This window comes from Runella zeae DSM 19591 (genome assembly GCF_000423565.1).
Classification (GTDB): Bacteria; Bacteroidota; Bacteroidia; order Cytophagales; family Spirosomataceae; genus Runella; species Runella zeae.
In genome coordinates, this window is sequence record NZ_KE384042.1 from 183,147 (window position 1) to 201,016 (window position 17,870).

The following is a 17,870-nucleotide window of genomic DNA, read 5'->3' on the forward strand; positions in this document are numbered from 1 at the left end:
GGTTGTATATCAGATTATTATAATGATTCTCTTAGCATCGACGTAAACAAAACAAAAGACTGCTGCATACCTTGTAGCTCCTGACCATCCTGAAACATGGTCATACGATTTTTGAGATATATGCTCACCAATCCATGCATATAAGACCATATCGTAAGAGCAGATATTTCGATGTTTTTATTTTTGAAGTAGCCGGCATTCACACATTCGGTAATTACTTCTTTTAAAAAACCGAATGCTTTAAGGCCGTCCTCCCATATTTCTTCACGGCAGGCCAAAGCCTCCATTGGAGCTTTCATGATAAACATTAAATCGTATAATTCGGGGTTTTCTATGGCATATTTGATGTATTGGTGTCCCATTTCGAGTAGTCTAGCAAAGGGGTCATGGATACTTCTTACTTGGCCAAGTTCTTGCATCATTTTGAGGAAGGCATCCTCATGTAGTGCAAACAATAGTTCGTTTTTATCTTTATAGTATAAATAAATAGTAGCAGGGCTGTACTCAATAGCGTCAGCAATGCCCCGAATGCTTGTTTTTTCGTAACCTTGTTCCAAAAAAAGCTTACGAGCAGCATTCAAAATAAGCTTACGCATATCTTCTTTCTCTCTTTCTTTTCTCTCTGCAATACCCATCGTACTTAGTAGTAAATCTTATTTATATGTGAATAAACAATGCAAATATACTGAACAGTGTTTAGTGAGCAAATAATTTTTCAAAAATTATAAAAATGTCCTCTTCTGATATTGCTACTCATTGCGAAATGTAGACAAATGTTATCTTTTTAATTGTTTGAGAAACAGGTATTTGTATAGATTTTATGCTTCTCCATTTAAGAAATTTATGTTAAGAAATTGGATTAGAAATAAATTTTAATAATAATCTTTTGTATCTTGCACAAACCTAAAAACCCCTTGTATCGGTATGGGTAGGAAAGTCTTAATATTGAATCAAGATTACTCCGCGTTGAGTATTTGCTCCGTTCCCAAAGCCTTTTTGTTGGTCTATCTCAACAAGGCAGAGTTAGTAGCCGAGTCTTCCTCTTATTTTTTGCGTACAGTAAGTGATACGTTTCCGATGCCAACGGTCATACGGTTACATCGTTATATCAACTTACCTTATAAAGGAGTGATGATGACTCGGCAAAATATATTCAAGAGAGATTCGCATCGGTGTGTGTATTGTGGGGCGCAAGAAGATCTTACATTAGATCATGTAATGCCAAAGTCACGCGGGGGACGCACTAGTTGGGATAATTTAGTAACAGCTTGTAAAAGGTGCAATACCCGTAAAGGTGACTATACACCCGATGAGGCTTCGATGCCGATGAAGCATCGCCCTTTTAAACCCTCCTTCATTATGTTTTTACGTGAGTTTTCTGGTTCGACAGAGGAATCGTGGAAGCCTTTTTTGATGAAAAGAGAAAAGGTTCATTAAAAAAATTGCTTTTTTTGGTGAAAGTATCTACTTTTGCACTCCGTTTGCGAAAGCTAAGATTTTTTTCACCAAATTTCAGCCACTTTGCCTGATGGCTGATGTATAGAAAGGCAATTTTAAAATCTCTTATGAGTAAAACTCAATTAACTGATTTCGATTGGGATAGAGCTGATAACCGCGGCTTCGGTAGCGGCTATACTGCATCTGAGAGAGCTCAGATGGAACAATTAATCAATGGGACACTCTCACCAGTCGCCGAAAAAGAAGTTGTAAAAGGAGTCGTGGTCGGTATGAATGACCGCGAAGTGATTTTGAACATTGGCTCAAAATCTGACGGTATCGTACCGCGCTCAGAATTCCGTGATTTGACGGATCTGAAAATCGGCGACGAAATTGAAGTGTATATCGAAAATCAAGAAGATCCCAACGGACAGTTGATTTTATCCCGCAAAAAAGCACGTGTAATCACTGCTTGGGACAATATCCAGAAGTCATTTGATCATGATTTGGTAATCGACGGATTCGTAAAACGCCGTACCAAAGGTGGTCTGATTGTAGATATTTATGGTATCGAAGCTTTCTTGCCAGGTTCACAAATCGATGTGAAGCCTATCCGCGACTTCGATATCTTCGTAGGTAAGAAAATGGAAGTGAAAGTTGTGAAGATCAACCATGCCAACAACAACGTGGTAGTATCTCACAAAGTACTTATTGAGAAAGACCTTGAAGCACAACGTCAACAAATCCTTACTAACCTTGAAAGAGGCCAAGTACTTGAAGGTGTAATCAAAAACATGACTAAGTTCGGGGTATTTATCGATCTTGGTGGTGTGGATGGTTTGTTGCACATTACTGATATTTCTTGGGGCCGCATCAATGATCCTTCGGACTTGTTGCACCTCGACCAAAAAATCAACGTGGTTGTGCTTGACTTCGACGAAGACAAAAAGCGTATTTCTCTTGGTATGAAGCAATTGCAGGCTCATCCTTGGGAAGCACTTGCGGCAGAAATCGAAATCGGTTCTAAAGTAAAAGGTAAAGTGGTGAATGTAGCAGATTATGGTGCATTCCTCGAAATCATGCCTGGCGTAGAAGGATTGATTCACGTATCTGAAATGTCTTGGTCGCAGCATTTGCGTAACCCACAAGATTTCTTGAAAATTGGAGATGAAGTAGAAGCCGTTGTATTGACACTTGATCGTAACGAACGTAAAATGTCACTTGGCTTAAAACAACTCACTGCTGATCCTTGGACTCGTCAAGAAATCATTGACAAGTATGCTGTAGGTACAGTACATAAAGGTGTAGTACGCAACTTGACAAACTTCGGTCTTTTCCTTGAATTGGAAGAAGGTATCGACGGACTTGTACACGTATCTGACCTTTCTTGGACCAAAAAAATCAAACATCCTAGTGACTTCATCAAAGTAGGTGATGAGCTTGATGTAATGGTACTCGAACTAGACGCTGAAAACCGTCGCTTGTCTTTAAGTCACAAGCACCTTGAAGAAAACCCATGGGATACGTTTGAAAGCGTATTTACTGTAGGATCTGTTCACAAGTGTACTATTGTAGCAAAAGGCGATAAAGTAGCCACTCTCGAATTGCCTTATGGTATTGAAGGAGTAGCTATCCTTAAAAATATTGTGAAAGAAGACGGTAGCGTTGCTGAAGTTGGAGAATCACTTGATTTTAAAGTGACTGAGTTCCACAAAGAAGAAAAACGCATCGTACTTTCTCACACCAAAACTTGGCAAGAGAAAGAAGAGCCTAAAGTAGAAGAGAAACTCAAGCCCGCTGCAAAAGCAGAAAAACCTAAAGATGCTGAAAAAGCAACTCTAGGGGATTTGGAAGCACTCTCTGCTTTGAAAGAGCAACTTGAAGAAGGAGAAAAAAGAAAAAAATCTGCTCCTTCTAAGAAAACAAAAGAAGCGGAAACCGAATAATTTATTATATTTGCGCTCCCAAACCTTATAGGCTTCAAAAAGCCTATAAGGTTTACAAAAAGGTCCTGTGGCCGAGTGGCTAGGCAGAGCTCTGCAAAAGCTCGTACAGCGGTTCGAATCCGCTCGGGACCTCTACTACTAAAGGTTATTTTCTAGAAAAAATACCATTTTGGCCAAAAAAACTTACTATGGCTAAAATGGTATTTTTTGTTTTAAATAGGGTTGATTTTTGGCCAAAATAACGCACTTGAATATACTTAGTAGGTTATTAGTGGCTTAATTAGAAGAAATCTAAATAATAAATTATTGCAAATTAACGATAGAAATGCTTTGGCACGTATTCAATCGTGCATTACTTTTGTAGGGTCAAGGAGTATCATGTTTTTGTTAATTCATACACGAATGAAAAGTAGTTTATTTTTCAAAAAAATGCGCAGTATTGCCCAATTCTTTCTGGTTGCTTTAATAGCTACTACGAGCATCACCCAAGCGGTGGCACAAGATGGCGATGCAGCTAATGGCGAAACGCTATTTAATAATAACTGTAAGGCTTGTCACGCAACTTCCGACGAAGTGGCAGTAGGCCCAGGATTGAAAGACGTTCAAAAACGCCGCGATTTAGCTTGGATTGTTAAATGGGTAAAAAACCCGAATGGTGTCATTCAATCTGGAGATGAGTACGCTGTAGCGTTATACAACAAATTTAACAAAGCTCAGATGACCGCTTTTCCTGCTTTCGGTGAGAAAGAAGTAAAAGACATCTTAGCTTATATCGAAAAAGCAAATGCAGCTCCTGTTGCTACTGCGGCCGCTCCTGGAGCCGCTGCTGGTGGGCAAGCTAGTGGAGATGCTGCCCCGTCAGATTTGTTTACCTATATATTAGTAGCATTGCTGATAGTGATGCTTCTGGTACTTGGGGTATTGATGGCCATCGTGTCTATTTTGTCAAAAGCGGTAAGTGGTACAGCTACAGCCGGTGAAGAAGGTTCATTTTCTGATAAGCTACGTAATGGTCTTGTAGGTTTGAGCCGTAATTCTGCTGTAAGAAGTGCAACAGTTTGGTTTTTTGTTTTGATGGTAACCAAAGCTACCATCGATGGAATGTACGGAGTTGGGATTCAGCAAGGATATGCTCCTAAACAACCTATCGCATTCTCACATAAACTTCACGCAGGTCAGTACAAAATTGATTGTAACTACTGTCATACAGGGGTGAATCGTGGTAAATCTGCCACTATTCCTTCGGCCAACATTTGTATGAACTGCCACGGAGTTATTAAAAAAGAATCTCCTGAGATTCAAAAAATATACACTGCTATCGAAAAAGATCAGCCAATCGAATGGGTACGCGTTCACAACCTTCCTGATTTGGCTTATTTCAATCACGCTCAGCACGTAAACGTAGGAGGAGTGCAGTGTCAACAATGCCACGGCGAAATCCAGACCATGGAAGTAGTGGAGCAACGCTCATCTCTCACTATGGGATGGTGTATCGACTGTCACCGTAAGACAGAAGTTAATACAAAAGAAAATGCTTACTATGATAAGCTAGTTGAACTTCACAAGTCGAAAAGCAAAGAACCATTGAAGGTTGCTGACATCGGTGGTTTAGAATGTTCAAAGTGTCATTATTAAAAATTTGTGATTCTAATCACTAAGGCACAAATCACAAATCAAAAACAAGAATCCAGAATCTATCAAATATATGGAAACCCAAACAAAGAGGTATTGGAAAGGATTAGAGGAACTTCGAAATGACGAGACGTTTATAAAAAATGCCCATAATGAGTTCGGCAGTTTTGAACCTACAGATTCTAGCCAAAACAAGAGTATTGTAGATGGCATTGGGTCAGATCGTCGTGATTTTCTAAAAGTATTGGGATTTGGGGTAGCTGCCGTTTCATTGGCGGCTTGTGATGCTCCTGTTAGAAAGTCAATTCCTTATATCAATAAACCTATTGATACTTTTCCTTCTATTGCTGATTGGTATGCTTCTACCTATGCAGAAGGAGGAGATTATACCAGCATTTTGGTAAAAACAAGAGAAGGCCGCCCTATCAAAATTGAGGGAAATCGCCAGTCAAGTGTTTCGGGTGGAGGTGTTAGTGCTCGTGCTCACGCATCTTTGTTGGCACTTTATGACGTCGAAAAACTCAAAGGACCTAAAAAAGGAGAGTCAGATGCGGCATGGGATACTATTGATAAAGAAATCTCGTCTCAGCTAGCTTCTATCGCTGCTAAAGGTGGGCAGATTCGTATCGTATCTTCGACTATTCTTAGCCCTTCAACCAAAGCCGTTATTTCAGATTTTACAAAAAAATATCCTACTACTCAACACATCACTTACGATGCTAACTCATTGGCTGGTTTGGTAAAAGCTAATGAGATTTCTTTTTCTAAGGCTGTTATCCCTTCTTACGACTTTAGTAAAGCCAAAGTAATTGTAGGTCTTAGTTGTGATTTTTTAGGTACTTGGCTTTCAGGTGATGAATTTTCTCGTCAATACGTAAAAGGGCGTAAGTTGAGCAGTGCCAAAGGTGGAAAACGCGATATGTCGCGCCATTATCAATTTGAGACTATTCTTTCTTTAACAGGTTCAAATGCCGATTATCGTGCTGCCGTTAAGCCTTCTCAAGAGGGATTGGTAGCATTGGCTTTATATAATAAAATCACTGGCGCTGCCGGTGTTTCTTTAGGAGCAGATGTTGATAAGCTCATCGACAAAGCTGCTAAAGATTTGAAAGCTGCTCAAGGAGCTGCATTGGTAGTGTCCGGTTCTAATGACCCCAATGTACAAGTTGTAGTCAATGCGCTGAATAGTGCATTGGGTTCTTATGGAACTACTATTGATTTAGGCACGCCTACTTACTATCGCCAAGGAAACGATACTGCCATGAATGAATTGGTGGACGGTGTTAAAAACGGCGCAGTAAGTGCAGTTATTTTTTATGGATGTAATCCTGTATACGACCATCCTAGAGGTGCTGAATTGAAAGACAGTATTTCAAAATTAAGTCTTTCGGTATCGTTTGCAGATCGCCCAGAAGAAACAGCTTCTTTGTGTAAATATATCACACCTGCTCCTCACTATTTGGAGTCTTGGGGCGACGCTGAGCCAAAAGCTGGTTCTTACAGCCTTCAACAGCCAACTATTTCTTTGATTTATAAAACACGCCAAGCGCAGTCTAGCCTTCTTAAATGGGCTGGTTTAAGCGACGATTTTTACGCTTACTTGCGCAACTTCTGGAAAACCAATATCCTTGGAGGTGGTGATTTTGAAAGCGCATGGACTAAAGCATTGCATGATGGCGTGTTTGAGCGTGCTGGTGCTTCTACGGCAAGTGGTGCTGGTGCTCCTGCCGGAGTAGATACTGCTATCGCTGCTGTAAAAAATACTTACAAGTCAGGTTCAGGTATCGAAGTAGTTTTGTACGAAAAAGTGGGAATGGGCACAGGTACACTTGCCAATAACCCATGGTTGCAAGAATTCCCAGAACCTGTTACTAAGGCATGTTGGGACAATTACGCAAGTGTTTCGCAGAAAACGGCTCAAGAACTAGGGCTTTCTCAAAACGATGTAGTAAAAGTAGAAGTTAAAGGCAAATCAGTAGAATTGCCTGTGTTGGTACAACCCGGTCAAGCCAACGGAACCGTTGCAATTGCTATTGGTTATGGTCGTGAGAAAGCTGGTAAATCTGGTAATGGAGTCGGTGTGAATGTATTCCCATTTGCACAGTACAAGGCGGGATTTGTCAGTTTCAATGCGGGTGAAGGTATTGTAAGTAAAACAGGAAGCACTCATAAAATTGCACAAACTCAAACTCACGAGACCGTAATGGCTCGTAAGGCGGTATTGCAAGAAGCTCGTTTGCCAGAATACCAAAAAGATACAAAAGCGGGGCGTTATTTCCCTCACGTATTTACTTCAGAAGGCGTAAAATCTTCGACCGAAATCTCCCTATGGAATGGTTATGAAAAACCAAACCATTCATGGGGCTTAGTGATTGACCTCAATTCATGTACAGGTTGTGGGTCTTGTGTTATTAGCTGTCAAGCCGAAAACAACGTATCTGTAGTAGGACGTCAGGAAGTTATCAATCGTCGTGAGATGCACTGGATTCGTATCGACCGCTATTATAGCAGTGATGCGGTAGAAGATTTGAAAGGTTTAGAAATCGCTTCTGAAAACCCAGAGGTGACTTTCCAACCTTTGATGTGTCAGCACTGCGGTAATGCTCCTTGTGAGACGGTATGTCCAGTATTGGCTACGACTCACAGTACTGAAGGTCTGAATCAAATGGCTTATAACCGTTGTGTAGGTACTCGTTATTGTGCCAACAACTGCCCTTATAAAGTACGTCGTTTCAACTGGTTTAAGTATTTTGATAACGATAACTTCGATTATCACTTCAACAACGACCTCGGTAAGATGGTAATCAACCCAGACGTAACAGTGCGTTCACGTGGGGTAATCGAAAAATGCTCAATGTGCGTACAGCGTATTCAAGAAGGTAAACTCAATGCTAAGAAGGAGCGTCGTCGTCCTATTGATGGCGAAATCGAAGTAGCATGTTCGCAATCTTGCCCCACTGATGCGATTATTTTTGGCGATATGAATGACCCAGAAAGTCGCATTTCTAAGTTGTTGGCAGAAGAGAAAGATAATCGTGCCTTTACGATGTTGGAAGAAATCAACGTTAAACCACAAATTACGTATTTGACCAAAATTCGTAACAAAGACGTTGATGCGAAAGCTGCTGCTGCCACAGAACATGCTGAGCACGGAGGACACTAATATACTTAGTGAACAAAAATTGGTTTTAAATTAAAAGATAACTACTAACAAATAACTTTCAATAGATATGCACGTTACTTCACCCGTAAGAACCCCTCTCGTAACTGGTGGCAAAACATATGCCGATGTGACAGAGGATATCTGCAAGCAGGTGGAAGGCAAGCCTACCAAAGAATGGAAAGTCGCTTTTGGTATTTCATTAGCGGTTTTAGCTTACGGGACAGCCTGCTTATTCTGGACCTGGTGGGAAGGATTGGGCGTTTGGGGCCTAAACAAAACGGTCGGCTGGGCATGGGACATTACCAACTTCGTATGGTGGGTTGGGATTGGTCACGCAGGTACGTTGATTTCAGCTATTTTGTTGTTGTTCCGCCAAAAATGGAGAACATCCATCAACCGTGCTGCAGAAGCGATGACCATTTTTGCCGTTATTTGTGCGGCTTCATTTATCTTAATGCACATGGGTCGTCCTTGGTTGGCGCACTGGGCATTACCTCTTCCTAACACATTTGGTTCGTTGTGGGTAAACTTCAACTCTCCTCTTGTATGGGACGTATTTGCAATCTCTACTTATTTCTCTGTTTCGTGTTTGTTTTGGTACGTAGGTTTAGTGCCTGACTTGGCTACGATTCGCGATCGGGCCCAAAACAAAGTTTCTAAGTATATCTATGGCACCTTGGCTATGGGATGGAACGGTTCTTCAAAAACTTGGGCACGTTACGAATACATCAGTTTGATTTTGGCTGGTTTGTCAACTCCCCTTGTACTTTCAGTACACACTATCGTATCATTTGACTTTGCAACTTCGGTTATTCCGGGCTGGCACACGACTATCTTCCCTCCTTACTTCGTAGCAGGTGCGATTTTCTCTGGCTTTGCCATGGTACAAAACTTGATGCTTGTGACACGGGTAGTGTACAAATTAGAAGATTACATCACTTTTGAGCACATTGAAATGATGAATACAATCATCACTTTGACTGGGTCAATTGTGGGGGTAGCTTATCTTACTGAATTCTTCATTGCTTGGTACTCTGGAGTAGAATACGAAAGTTATGCTTTCATCAACCGTGCTACTGGTCCTTACTGGTGGGCATACTGGGCGATGATGACTTGTAACGTAATTTCTCCACAGTTGTTTTGGAGCCGTAAGATTCGTCGTAGTATCACTTGGACATTCTTTTTGTCAGTAGTAGTAAACATCGGTATGTGGTTTGAGCGTTTTGTGATTATCGTAACTTCACTTCACCGCGATTACATTCCTTCAAGCTGGGCAATGTTCTATCCTACTATGTTTGATATTGGAGATTATATTTTCTCTTTCGGGCTTTTCTTTACTCTTTTCTTCTTGTTTTCTAAATACTTGCCAGTGGTTAACATGGCCGAAGTAAAAGCTGTAATTAGAACATCATCTGAGAAATTGCCTAAGAAAATTTCTGGTGTATCAAAAGCGGATCGTTTGGCTTCGCCCGCCTACAAAAAAGATGCTGAATAAGAGATAGTATTGAAAAGATACATAATCTCAAATCCTAAAATTTAACTGACAAAAAAATGACGGATATTAATAAAAAGTTTTTAGTAGGTGTTTACGATGATGACGATGTGGTGTTGTCGGCCGTTGGTAAGTTGAAAAACTCAGGGGTGAAAATCTATGAAGTTTATTCTCCTTTTGCGATTCACGGTATGGATACCGCTATCGGGCATCCGCGTACTAGAATAGGTATTGCTGCTTTTTGTTTTGGATGCACTGGGTTTTTGTGTGCATTGCTTCTTACGACTTGGACTATGGGAATAGATTGGCCAATGGTAATTGGGGGAAAAGACCCTATTTCGCTTCCAAACTATGTACCTGTCATGTTTGAGTTGACTGTATTGTTTACTGCATTTGGAATGACAATCAGCTTCTTTATCACAAATGGATTAGGCCCTACTGTAAAGCCTCTTTTGTTTGACCCACGTTGTACCGACAATAAATTTGTAATGGCGATTGACCTTAGCAAAAACAAATTGTCAGAAGCAGAAATCGCTAGTATTGTTAAAGCGTCTGGGGCAGAAGAAGTGAGTATAAAACAGTTGTAATGCATTAAAATACGATGAAAAGAATACATACATTGATAATTGCCGTTTTTGCTGGGATTGCTGCCATGACTTCATGTAAGCGTGGTCACGATGATACTGGCTTGGAATATGCTCCTAACATGTACAATTCGGTTGGGTATGAACCGTATACTCAAATTGAGAAAAACCCAATTAATGCCGATGGTAAAAACATGAGAGAACCGGTAGCCGGAACGGTATCGCGTCGAAACTATAAGACTCAATTTGATAGCGCAAGTGTTGACTTGATGATTTATCATTTGGGAAAAGATGATTTGGCTACTGCGGAGGCAGTACTCAAAAATCCTGTCCCTAACACTGCAAAAACCTTAGCTGAAGGGAAAGCTTTGTATACACGCTATTGTCAACACTGCCACGGAGAAGGTGGTGCAGGTGATGGTCCCGTAGCAGATATGTACAAAGGGGTACCAAATTATAAAGCAGATGCTTATCTGAATATGACAGATGGACATATTTTTCATGTAATCACGCATGGAAAAGGACGTATGTGGCCACATGGCTCACAGGTGACTCCAGAAGAGCGTTGGAAAATCGCTCATTATGTTCATAAATTACAGAAAAGCTAAGTAAGAAGTTAAAAGTCAATGGATATAGATTTAATAATATTGAGTCAATCCATTTACAACTAACAAAAACAATAAACAATTAACGACAAAGATTTATAATGGGCGCACATCATCACGAAGTTGTTTCTGTAGAAGAACAATTTGAATTTACCGCCGAATCAAAACGTAATCTGCTGATTGGCATGGGTATCGGTGCCGCACTGGTTTTGGTGGGAGCATATTTGTTGTCGCAGGGCGGAGGGCATGGCCACGAAGCTCACGATGCTGCTCATGCAGCTGCTGGTCATGCTGCCGAGCATGCTCATGACCATGGTCATGGCTATCACTGGACACAACGTATCATTGCCAATTTGTGGGTAAATAGTGTATATTTTGCCGGCATTTCAGTGGTGGGGATGTTTTTTATTTCGTACAATTATCTTGCCCAAGCAGGATGGTCTGCCGTTTTTAAACGTGTTCCAGAAGCGATGCCTGCTTTCTTGCCAATTCCAGCTATCATTATTATTGTTATAGCCGTTTTGTTTGGCGACAAGCTGTTCCATTGGATGCACGAAGGAATTATGGATCCTACTAGTGAGCATTATGATGCAATCATCGCTGGTAAAAAGGGCTTTTTAAATAAGCCATTCTACTATATTCGCTTGGTCTTATATTTTGGACTTTGGTATGGATTATGGAGAGTAATTCGTACTCTTTCTCTTCAAGAAGACGAGATTGGAGGTACAGGCAACTATTATAAGTCAATCAAATTTGGCACTGCCTTTTTGGTTGTTTTTGCAGTTACTTCTTCTACCTCGGCATGGGACTTAGTGATGTCAATTGATACGCACTGGTTTTCTACTATGTTTGGATGGTATACATTAGCAAGCTGGCACGTGGCTGGTTTGGCGACGATGACTTTGACGATTGTGACTTTGAAAGAGAAAGGATATTTGAAAGCTGTGAATGCAAGCCACTTACACGATTTAGGTAAGTTTTGTTTTGCGTTTTCAATCTTCTGGACTTATGTATGGTTTGCTCAATTTTTATTGATTTACTATGCCAACTTGCCAGAAGAAACTATTTATTTCCGTGAGCGTTTTTCAGGATATGGAGGAATCTACAAAGGCCCATTTTTTGTGAATATTATTTTAAACTTTGTACTTCCATTCTTAGTTTTAATGACAAGAGATTCAAAACGTACCTCGATAATATTGAAAGTCGCCTGTTGGTCAATTCTTGTAGGACACTATTTTGATTTCTATACTAATATTATGCCTGGTACAGTTGGTGCTAATGGTGGTTTTGGAGCAGTAGAGTTTGGTTTTGTACTGTTGTTTGCCTGCGGATTTATTTGGTCAGTTTCAACTCAACTTACTAAAGCAAATCTTATCCCTCGTAACCACCCAATGCTAGAGGAGTCTTTGCATCACGATATTGCTTAAAATAATTAGTTTACAACTTATCCTAATACGATGGTTTATTTAGTTGGAATATTGTTAGTAGTGCTGTTAGGCGTAGCAATCGCAATAGCAGCAAAATTACAAAAGGTTATGAAAGGTGTTCAGCCTGAAAATCAGGATGATATGCCCGTTCCTAACAACAAAGTTAATGGTGCGCTTTGGATTGTTTTTTTGATTTTAGGAACAATCGGTGTGGTCGCGTCTTATTGGTCGGCTAAAGATTACTTCTTACCTGAAGCGTCATCGCCGCACGGACGTGAGACGGATAGTCAGTTTTGGTTTGATATGTCATTATTGACCATTGCTTTTTTTGCAGTTAATTTCTTGTTGTTTTTCTTTTCTTGGAGATACCAGTATAAGAAAGGTTATAAAGCCACATTTTATCCTGAAAATCACAAACTTGAATTGATTTGGACGGCTGTACCAGCGGTGATAATGGCCGTGCTGGTATTCTTGGGCTTTCGTACTTGGACTCAGATCATGGCCGATGCCCCCGCCGACTCACAAGTAATAGAAATCATGGGTAAGCAGTTTGGATGGATTGTACGCTATGGAGGTGTGCAAGATAACAAACTTGGCAATTATAACTACAAGCTTATTTCATCAGACAATGAAATGGGAATTGACTATTCAGACGAAGCCTCTATGGATGATTTTATCAATCCTAGTGAGATGCACGTAGAAGTGGGTAAGCCAGTATTGTTGAAAATTCGTGCTCGTGATGTATTACATAGTGTTTATATTCCTCATATGCGAGTTAAAATGGATGCAGTTCCTGGAATGCCTACCAAATTCTGGTTCATTCCTGATAAATCTACTGCACAAATGCGAGCGGAATTGAATAATCCTAATTTTGATTATGAAATCGCTTGTACTGAAGTATGTGGACGTGGGCACTTTGCAATGAAGCTTCGCTTGATAGTTGAGGATAAGGCTGCGGTAGACACTTGGAAACAGCAACAAAAACCACAACTTTCGTTGATTTTGGAATCAAACCCCAAGTTTATTTCCAAAATCCCTGAGAAATTGCGTGCTAAGGCGATGGATTATGCGCCATATGTGGAAGAAGCTACTGATAGTACAACTGCTGAATCAGGATCAGCGGCAGCCACAAGCGCGTCATTACGTTAATTTAACCAACCACTTTAAACTCTTATAAAAATGTCGGTAGTAGAGGCCAATTTGGATCACGATATTCACGCTCATGATGAGCATGAACATCATGAAGAGTTAAACTTCTGGCGTAAGTATATCTTCTCAGAAGATCACAAAGTGATTGCTAAACAATACATGATTACTGGTATATTTTGGGCAATCATTGGGGCAGCGATGTCAATTATTTTCCGGCTTCAATTAGGGTTTCCGGGCGCTAACCTAAGCTGGCTAAAACCAATTTTAGGAAAATGGATTACTGATACAGGTGCATTAGATCCTAATTTTTACCTTGCTTTGGTAACAATGCACGGCACTATCATGGTATTTTTTGTACTTACTGCTGGTCTTAGTGGTACATTCAGTAACTTCTTGATTCCGCTTCAAATAGGAGCGAGAGATATGGCATCTGGTTTTTTGAACATGCTATCTTTTTGGCTTTTCTTTGTTTCAGGATTGTTGATGTTTGTTTCTATTTTTATCGAAACAGGCCCTGCTGCTGGTGGATGGGTAATTTATCCGCCATTAAGTGCTTTACCCAAGGCCCACATGGGATCTGAAATGGGGATGACGCTTTGGTTGGCTAGTATGGCTATTTTTATCATGTCGTCATTGCTTGGTAGCTTAAACTACATTACAACAGTCATCAACCTTCGCACAAGAGGTATGACCTTTACGCGCTTACCCTTAACAATTTGGGCTTTTATGATTACAGCCGTTTTGGGAGTAATCTCATTCCCCGTGTTGTTGTCAGCTGCTCTTTTGTTGATTTTTGATCGTCATTTCGGGACTAGCTTCTATCTTTCTGAAATTTATATTGATGGTGAAGCTTTGCCAAATGTCGGCGGTAGCCCTATCTTATTTCAACACTTGTTCTGGTTTTTAGGACACCCTGAAGTTTATATCGTACTCTTGCCTGCCTTGGGTATTACTTCTGAGATTATTGCTACCAATTCTCGCAAACCAATCTTCGGTTATCGTGCGATGATTGCTTCTATCATGGCAATTGCTTTCTTAGCCTTTATTGTATGGGCTCACCATATGTTTGTGACAGGAATGAACCCATTCTTGGGATCAATCTTTATGTTCTTGACCCTTATCATTGCGGTGCCTTCGGCCGTAAAAGCCTTTAATTATATCACTACTCTTTGGAGAGGTAACATTGTATTTACTCCTGCAATGTTATTTTCGATTGGGTTGGTATCTTTATTTGTGTCAGGTGGTTTGACAGGTATTATTTTAGGGAACTCTGCTCTTGATATTCAGTTGCACGATACTTATTTTGTAGTTGCTCACTTCCACATTGTAATGGGAGCGGCTTCTGCTTTTGGTTTCTTTGCAGGTATTTATCACTGGTATCCTAAGATGTTTGGTAGAATGCTTAATAATACTCAAGGACAAATCCACTTCTGGTTGACTTTTGCAGGGGTATATTTAGTATTTATGCCAATGCACTATGTAGGTATAGCTGGTTTCCCTCGTCGTTATTACCAATTCACCGGTTTTGATTTTACGAAGTCGTTTACTGATTTAAACATGTTTATAAGTGTTGCGGCAATTTTCACTTTCTTTGCTCAATTTATATTCCTCTGGAATTTCTTCTACAGCATGTTTAAAGGTAAAGTAGCTCCTCAAAACCCATGGAAATCAAACACATTGGAGTGGACTACTCCAGTAAACGTAGGTCATGGAAACTGGGTTGGTGAGATTCCAGCAGTATATCGTTGGCCATATGACTATAGCAAACCTGGCTCTGAAGTTGACTTTATTCCTCAGAATATACCTCATTCCCAAACGCCCGAATCTAACTTCCCGCATGAGAATGAGTATATAGCTCAGGAGAAAGAAATTGAGGCTCAAAATTATAATGACCAATTCGCGGCTCATTAATTCAAACGACAATAATCGCCTATTTCGAAGACTGGCACTTCTAACGGTAGTTGTAGTCTATCTTTTGATACTGATTGGAGGTATCGTTAGAAGTACTGGTTCTGGAATGGGATGCCCTGATTGGCCAAAGTGCTTTGGAAGCTGGGTTCCCCCCACAGAGGTGTCTCAGCTACCTCCAAATTATCAGGAAATATATGGGGCTAAGCTCAAAGGTGAAATTGAGTTTAATGCCTTCAAGACTTGGACAGAATACCTCAATCGTCTTTTTGGGGCATTTACAGGTCTTATGATTTTTGCAACTTTGCTTGCTTCGGTGTCATATATCAAAAAAGACCGCCCTGTATTTACGGTAAGCTTGCTTACTTTTTTACTGGTAGGTTTTCAGGGATGGCTAGGGTCAAAAGTCGTTTCCACCGAATTGGCACCTTGGTTGGTGACTTTGCACATGCTTTTGGCGATTGTGATTGTTTTTTTTCTATTGTATGTGGTAGCACGTACCTATGTGGGAAATATCCAAATTGAGAAAATAGAAAATAAAACGCTGCTGAATCGGTGGCTATTTATGACCATAGGATTGTCGCTTATCCAAGTGTTGATAGGAACTCAAGTGAGAGAGGCTATGGATGTGGTGATTGACAAACTCGGTAATGAAAGACGCGCTGAATGGATTGAAAATTTAGGGCTTTCATTTTACGTACATCGCTCTTTTTCAATATTGATTATGATTCTTCACATAGGGCTTGTTTACTGGCTTAAAAAGAACACAATAGCGAAAGGAGTTTTATCCCAACTGACGATGGCTTTGTTGATAATGGTTGCGGTTGAAATTGTCTCAGGGGTGATATTGGCTTATTTGAGCGTTCCCGCACTTATACAGCCCATCCACCTTACATTGGCTACCCTTGCTTTAGGCTTACAATTTGTGATTGGCTTGTTGATAAATGCAAAGGTGGTATTTACCCAAAAATCGGTTGTGAAAAGCAGCCCCATTAATGTTTGAAAATGGTATTTACTTTTGATATTTTGATTGAAAAAGCAAAAGCTTATTTAGAGCTCATGAAGCTTAGATTGGCTTGGCTTGTCGCTTTTTCGGGGGCTTTTGGCTACAGTCTTGCGGTTGACAAAGTTGAATGGAATCCACTTATTTTGTTTTTATTGGCAGCTTTTGCTATTACTGGTGCGGCAAATATCATCAATCAAATCATTGAAGTAGATCTGGATAAATTGATGAATCGCACACAGAATCGACCACTGCCAAGTGAGAGAGTGGGGGTACAAGAGGCAGTAGTTTTAGCGATTGTTTTGTTTTCGTTTGCTACTTTTATCTTCTTGGTTGAATTTAATTTGAGAGCTTGTGCTTTGGCGATACTCTCAACAATCCTTTACGGATTTGTATATACACCACTCAAAAAAGTGGGTCCGATTGCCGTTTTTGTAGGAGCCATTCCAGGTGCTTTTCCACCTATGATAGGCTGGGTAGCTGCTACTAATCAGTTTGGGTTAGAACCAGGGATATTATTTGCAATTCAATTTTTTTGGCAATTCCCCCATTTCTGGGCTATTGCTTGGGTATTGGACAATGATTATAAAAAGGCAGGCTTTAGACTATTGCCCGCTCAAGGGGGGAAAGACTTGAATACCGCCCGACAGATGATGATTTATACCTTGTTTTTGGTACCAGTCGCTTGGCTGCCGTATGAATTAGGTATGACAGGTATGGTTTCGGCATTGGTAGCGATGTTGTTTAGTGCAATGTTTTTGGCACAGACTTTTCATCTCATGCGTAAGTGCACAGACAAGACTGCTCTTCAGTTGATGTTTGGATCTTTTGCCTATTTGCCCATTGTGCAGATTGCCTACCTGATTGATAAAGTTTAACCTTAGAAAAGAAATAAAAGTTGAAGATGGCAGAGGTTAAAAAATTAAGTATCGAGGAAGCACCAGATACGCTTTCAATGGACCCTAAGAAGTTTATTCTCTGGGGGTTCATTGTAACGATTATCATGTTGTTTGCTTCTCAAACTAGTGCCTATTTAGTAAGGAGAGCGGAGGGAAATTGGGTTGAGTTTCAGGTCCCCCTCATTTTTTGGTACAGTACAGCTGTATTGCTTGCAAGTAGTATCGCGATGCATTGGGCATATGTGGCAGCAAAAAAAGACAATTTCAGTACACTCAAAATAGCAATTTCTATTACATTTGTGTTGGGGCTTGCTTTTTTGTGGATGCAATTTGAGGGCTGGAAAGACTTAGTAGCCCAAAACGTGTACTTTGTAGGAAACCCCTCGGGTTCGTTTTTTTACGTATTTACATTGCTTCATGGGCTGCACTTGATTACTGGATTGATAGTTTTGTTCGTGACTTTTACTGCCTCGATGAGATTGAAAGTTCACGCCAAAAATCTACGACGTATTGAAATTTGTGCTACCTATTGGCATTTTCTAGATATTTTGTGGATTTATTTGTTTGTATTTCTTTTGTATTTCCGTTGAGATAAAACTTTAATTAAAACCTGAATTTTATAATA

The 17,870-nt window shown here is 40.3% G+C and carries 14 protein-coding genes and 1 tRNA gene; 14 read left to right on the plus strand and 1 reads right to left on the minus strand.

Features of this window, described 5'->3' with window-relative positions; all coding sequences use genetic code 11:
• Positions 1-17 precede the first annotated feature (17 nt).
• Positions 18-635, minus strand: coding sequence for a TetR/AcrR family transcriptional regulator (locus G563_RS0128810; protein ID WP_028668384.1), 618 nt, complete (start codon positions 633-635; stop codon positions 18-20).
• Between the two features lie 289 nt (positions 636-924).
• Here G563_RS0128810 and G563_RS0128815 point away from each other — a divergent pair, with 289 nt between their 5' ends.
• From G563_RS0128815 to G563_RS0128880, 14 genes are all read left to right on the plus strand, one after another.
• Positions 925-1,437: an HNH endonuclease gene (locus G563_RS0128815; protein ID WP_028668385.1), complete on the plus strand. Its 513-nt coding sequence runs from the start codon at positions 925-927 to the stop codon at positions 1,435-1,437.
• Positions 1,438-1,565: 128 nt separating this feature from the next.
• Positions 1,566-3,383, plus strand: a complete 1,818-nt coding sequence (gene rpsA / locus G563_RS0128820; RefSeq protein ID WP_028668386.1) for a 30S ribosomal protein S1 — start codon at positions 1,566-1,568, stop codon at positions 3,381-3,383.
• A 61-nt stretch (positions 3,384-3,444) separates the two neighbouring features.
• A tRNA-Cys gene (locus G563_RS0128825) sits at positions 3,445-3,515 on the plus strand.
• A gap of 297 nt (positions 3,516-3,812) precedes the next feature.
• Positions 3,813-5,018 carry a c-type cytochrome gene (locus G563_RS0128830; RefSeq protein WP_229598582.1) on the plus strand — a complete coding sequence of 402 codons (1,206 nt, stop codon included), beginning with the start codon at positions 3,813-3,815 and terminating at the stop codon, positions 5,016-5,018.
• Between the two features lie 70 nt (positions 5,019-5,088).
• Positions 5,089-8,178 carry a TAT-variant-translocated molybdopterin oxidoreductase gene (locus tag G563_RS0128835; RefSeq protein WP_028668388.1) on the plus strand — a complete coding sequence of 1,030 codons (3,090 nt, stop codon included), beginning with the start codon at positions 5,089-5,091 and terminating at the stop codon, positions 8,176-8,178.
• A 67-nt stretch (positions 8,179-8,245) separates the two neighbouring features.
• Entirely contained in the window at positions 8,246-9,673 is a 1,428-nt protein-coding gene (gene nrfD, locus G563_RS0128840; protein WP_028668389.1) for an NrfD/PsrC family molybdoenzyme membrane anchor subunit, read from the plus strand.
• 56 nt (positions 9,674-9,729) lie between these two features.
• The gene (locus G563_RS0128845; RefSeq protein ID WP_028668390.1) at positions 9,730-10,257 is read left to right on the plus strand and encodes a DUF3341 domain-containing protein; all 528 of its coding nucleotides are present in this window, start codon (positions 9,730-9,732) and stop codon (positions 10,255-10,257) included.
• Positions 10,258-10,271: 14 nt separating this feature from the next.
• The gene (locus G563_RS0128850; protein WP_028668391.1) at positions 10,272-10,862 is read left to right on the plus strand and encodes a c-type cytochrome; all 591 of its coding nucleotides are present in this window, start codon (positions 10,272-10,274) and stop codon (positions 10,860-10,862) included.
• 98 nt (positions 10,863-10,960) lie between these two features.
• On the plus strand, positions 10,961-12,286 hold the full coding sequence (locus tag G563_RS0128855) for a hypothetical protein (protein WP_028668392.1): 1,326 nt from the start codon (positions 10,961-10,963) through the stop codon (positions 12,284-12,286).
• Between the two features lie 30 nt (positions 12,287-12,316).
• Positions 12,317-13,435 (plus strand): cytochrome c oxidase subunit II, encoded by a 1,119-nt coding sequence (locus G563_RS0128860; RefSeq protein WP_028668393.1) that lies wholly within the window; start codon positions 12,317-12,319, stop codon positions 13,433-13,435.
• Between the two features lie 30 nt (positions 13,436-13,465).
• A complete protein-coding gene (locus G563_RS0128865) occupies positions 13,466-15,346 on the plus strand; it encodes a cytochrome c oxidase subunit I (protein ID WP_028668394.1) in 1,881 nt (626 codons plus the stop codon).
• Positions 15,324-16,346: a COX15/CtaA family protein gene (locus G563_RS0128870; RefSeq protein WP_028668395.1), complete on the plus strand. Its 1,023-nt coding sequence runs from the start codon at positions 15,324-15,326 to the stop codon at positions 16,344-16,346. Before G563_RS0128865 ends, G563_RS0128870 begins: the two co-directional genes overlap by 23 nt.
• 2 nt (positions 16,347-16,348) lie before the next feature.
• Positions 16,349-17,224, plus strand: coding sequence for a heme o synthase (gene cyoE, locus G563_RS0128875; RefSeq protein WP_028668396.1), 876 nt, complete (start codon positions 16,349-16,351; stop codon positions 17,222-17,224).
• Between the two features lie 26 nt (positions 17,225-17,250).
• A complete protein-coding gene (locus tag G563_RS0128880; protein ID WP_028668397.1) occupies positions 17,251-17,835 on the plus strand; it encodes a cytochrome c oxidase subunit 3 in 585 nt (194 codons plus the stop codon).
• Positions 17,836-17,870: the final 35 nt, after the last annotated feature.

Bases quoted from the DNA above. Each gene is read 5' to 3' on its own strand.
- G563_RS0128810 (WP_028668384.1), bottom strand. From the start codon at position 635: ATGGGTATTGCAGAGAGAAAAGAAAGAGAGAAAGAAGATATGCGTAAG.
- G563_RS0128815 (WP_028668385.1), top strand. From the start codon at position 925: ATGGGTAGGAAAGTCTTAATATTGAATCAAGATTACTCCGCGTTGAGT.
- rpsA (WP_028668386.1), top strand. From the start codon at position 1,566: ATGAGTAAAACTCAATTAACTGATTTCGATTGGGATAGAGCTGATAAC.
- G563_RS0128830 (WP_229598582.1), top strand. From the start codon at position 3,813: ATGCGCAGTATTGCCCAATTCTTTCTGGTTGCTTTAATAGCTACTACG.
- G563_RS0128835 (WP_028668388.1), top strand. From the start codon at position 5,089: ATGGAAACCCAAACAAAGAGGTATTGGAAAGGATTAGAGGAACTTCGA.
- nrfD (WP_028668389.1), top strand. From the start codon at position 8,246: ATGCACGTTACTTCACCCGTAAGAACCCCTCTCGTAACTGGTGGCAAA.
- G563_RS0128845 (WP_028668390.1), top strand. From the start codon at position 9,730: ATGACGGATATTAATAAAAAGTTTTTAGTAGGTGTTTACGATGATGAC.
- G563_RS0128850 (WP_028668391.1), top strand. From the start codon at position 10,272: ATGAAAAGAATACATACATTGATAATTGCCGTTTTTGCTGGGATTGCT.
- G563_RS0128855 (WP_028668392.1), top strand. From the start codon at position 10,961: ATGGGCGCACATCATCACGAAGTTGTTTCTGTAGAAGAACAATTTGAA.
- G563_RS0128860 (WP_028668393.1), top strand. From the start codon at position 12,317: ATGGTTTATTTAGTTGGAATATTGTTAGTAGTGCTGTTAGGCGTAGCA.
- G563_RS0128865 (WP_028668394.1), top strand. From the start codon at position 13,466: ATGTCGGTAGTAGAGGCCAATTTGGATCACGATATTCACGCTCATGAT.
- G563_RS0128870 (WP_028668395.1), top strand. From the start codon at position 15,324: ATGACCAATTCGCGGCTCATTAATTCAAACGACAATAATCGCCTATTT.
- cyoE (WP_028668396.1), top strand. From the start codon at position 16,349: ATGGTATTTACTTTTGATATTTTGATTGAAAAAGCAAAAGCTTATTTA.
- G563_RS0128880 (WP_028668397.1), top strand. From the start codon at position 17,251: ATGGCAGAGGTTAAAAAATTAAGTATCGAGGAAGCACCAGATACGCTT.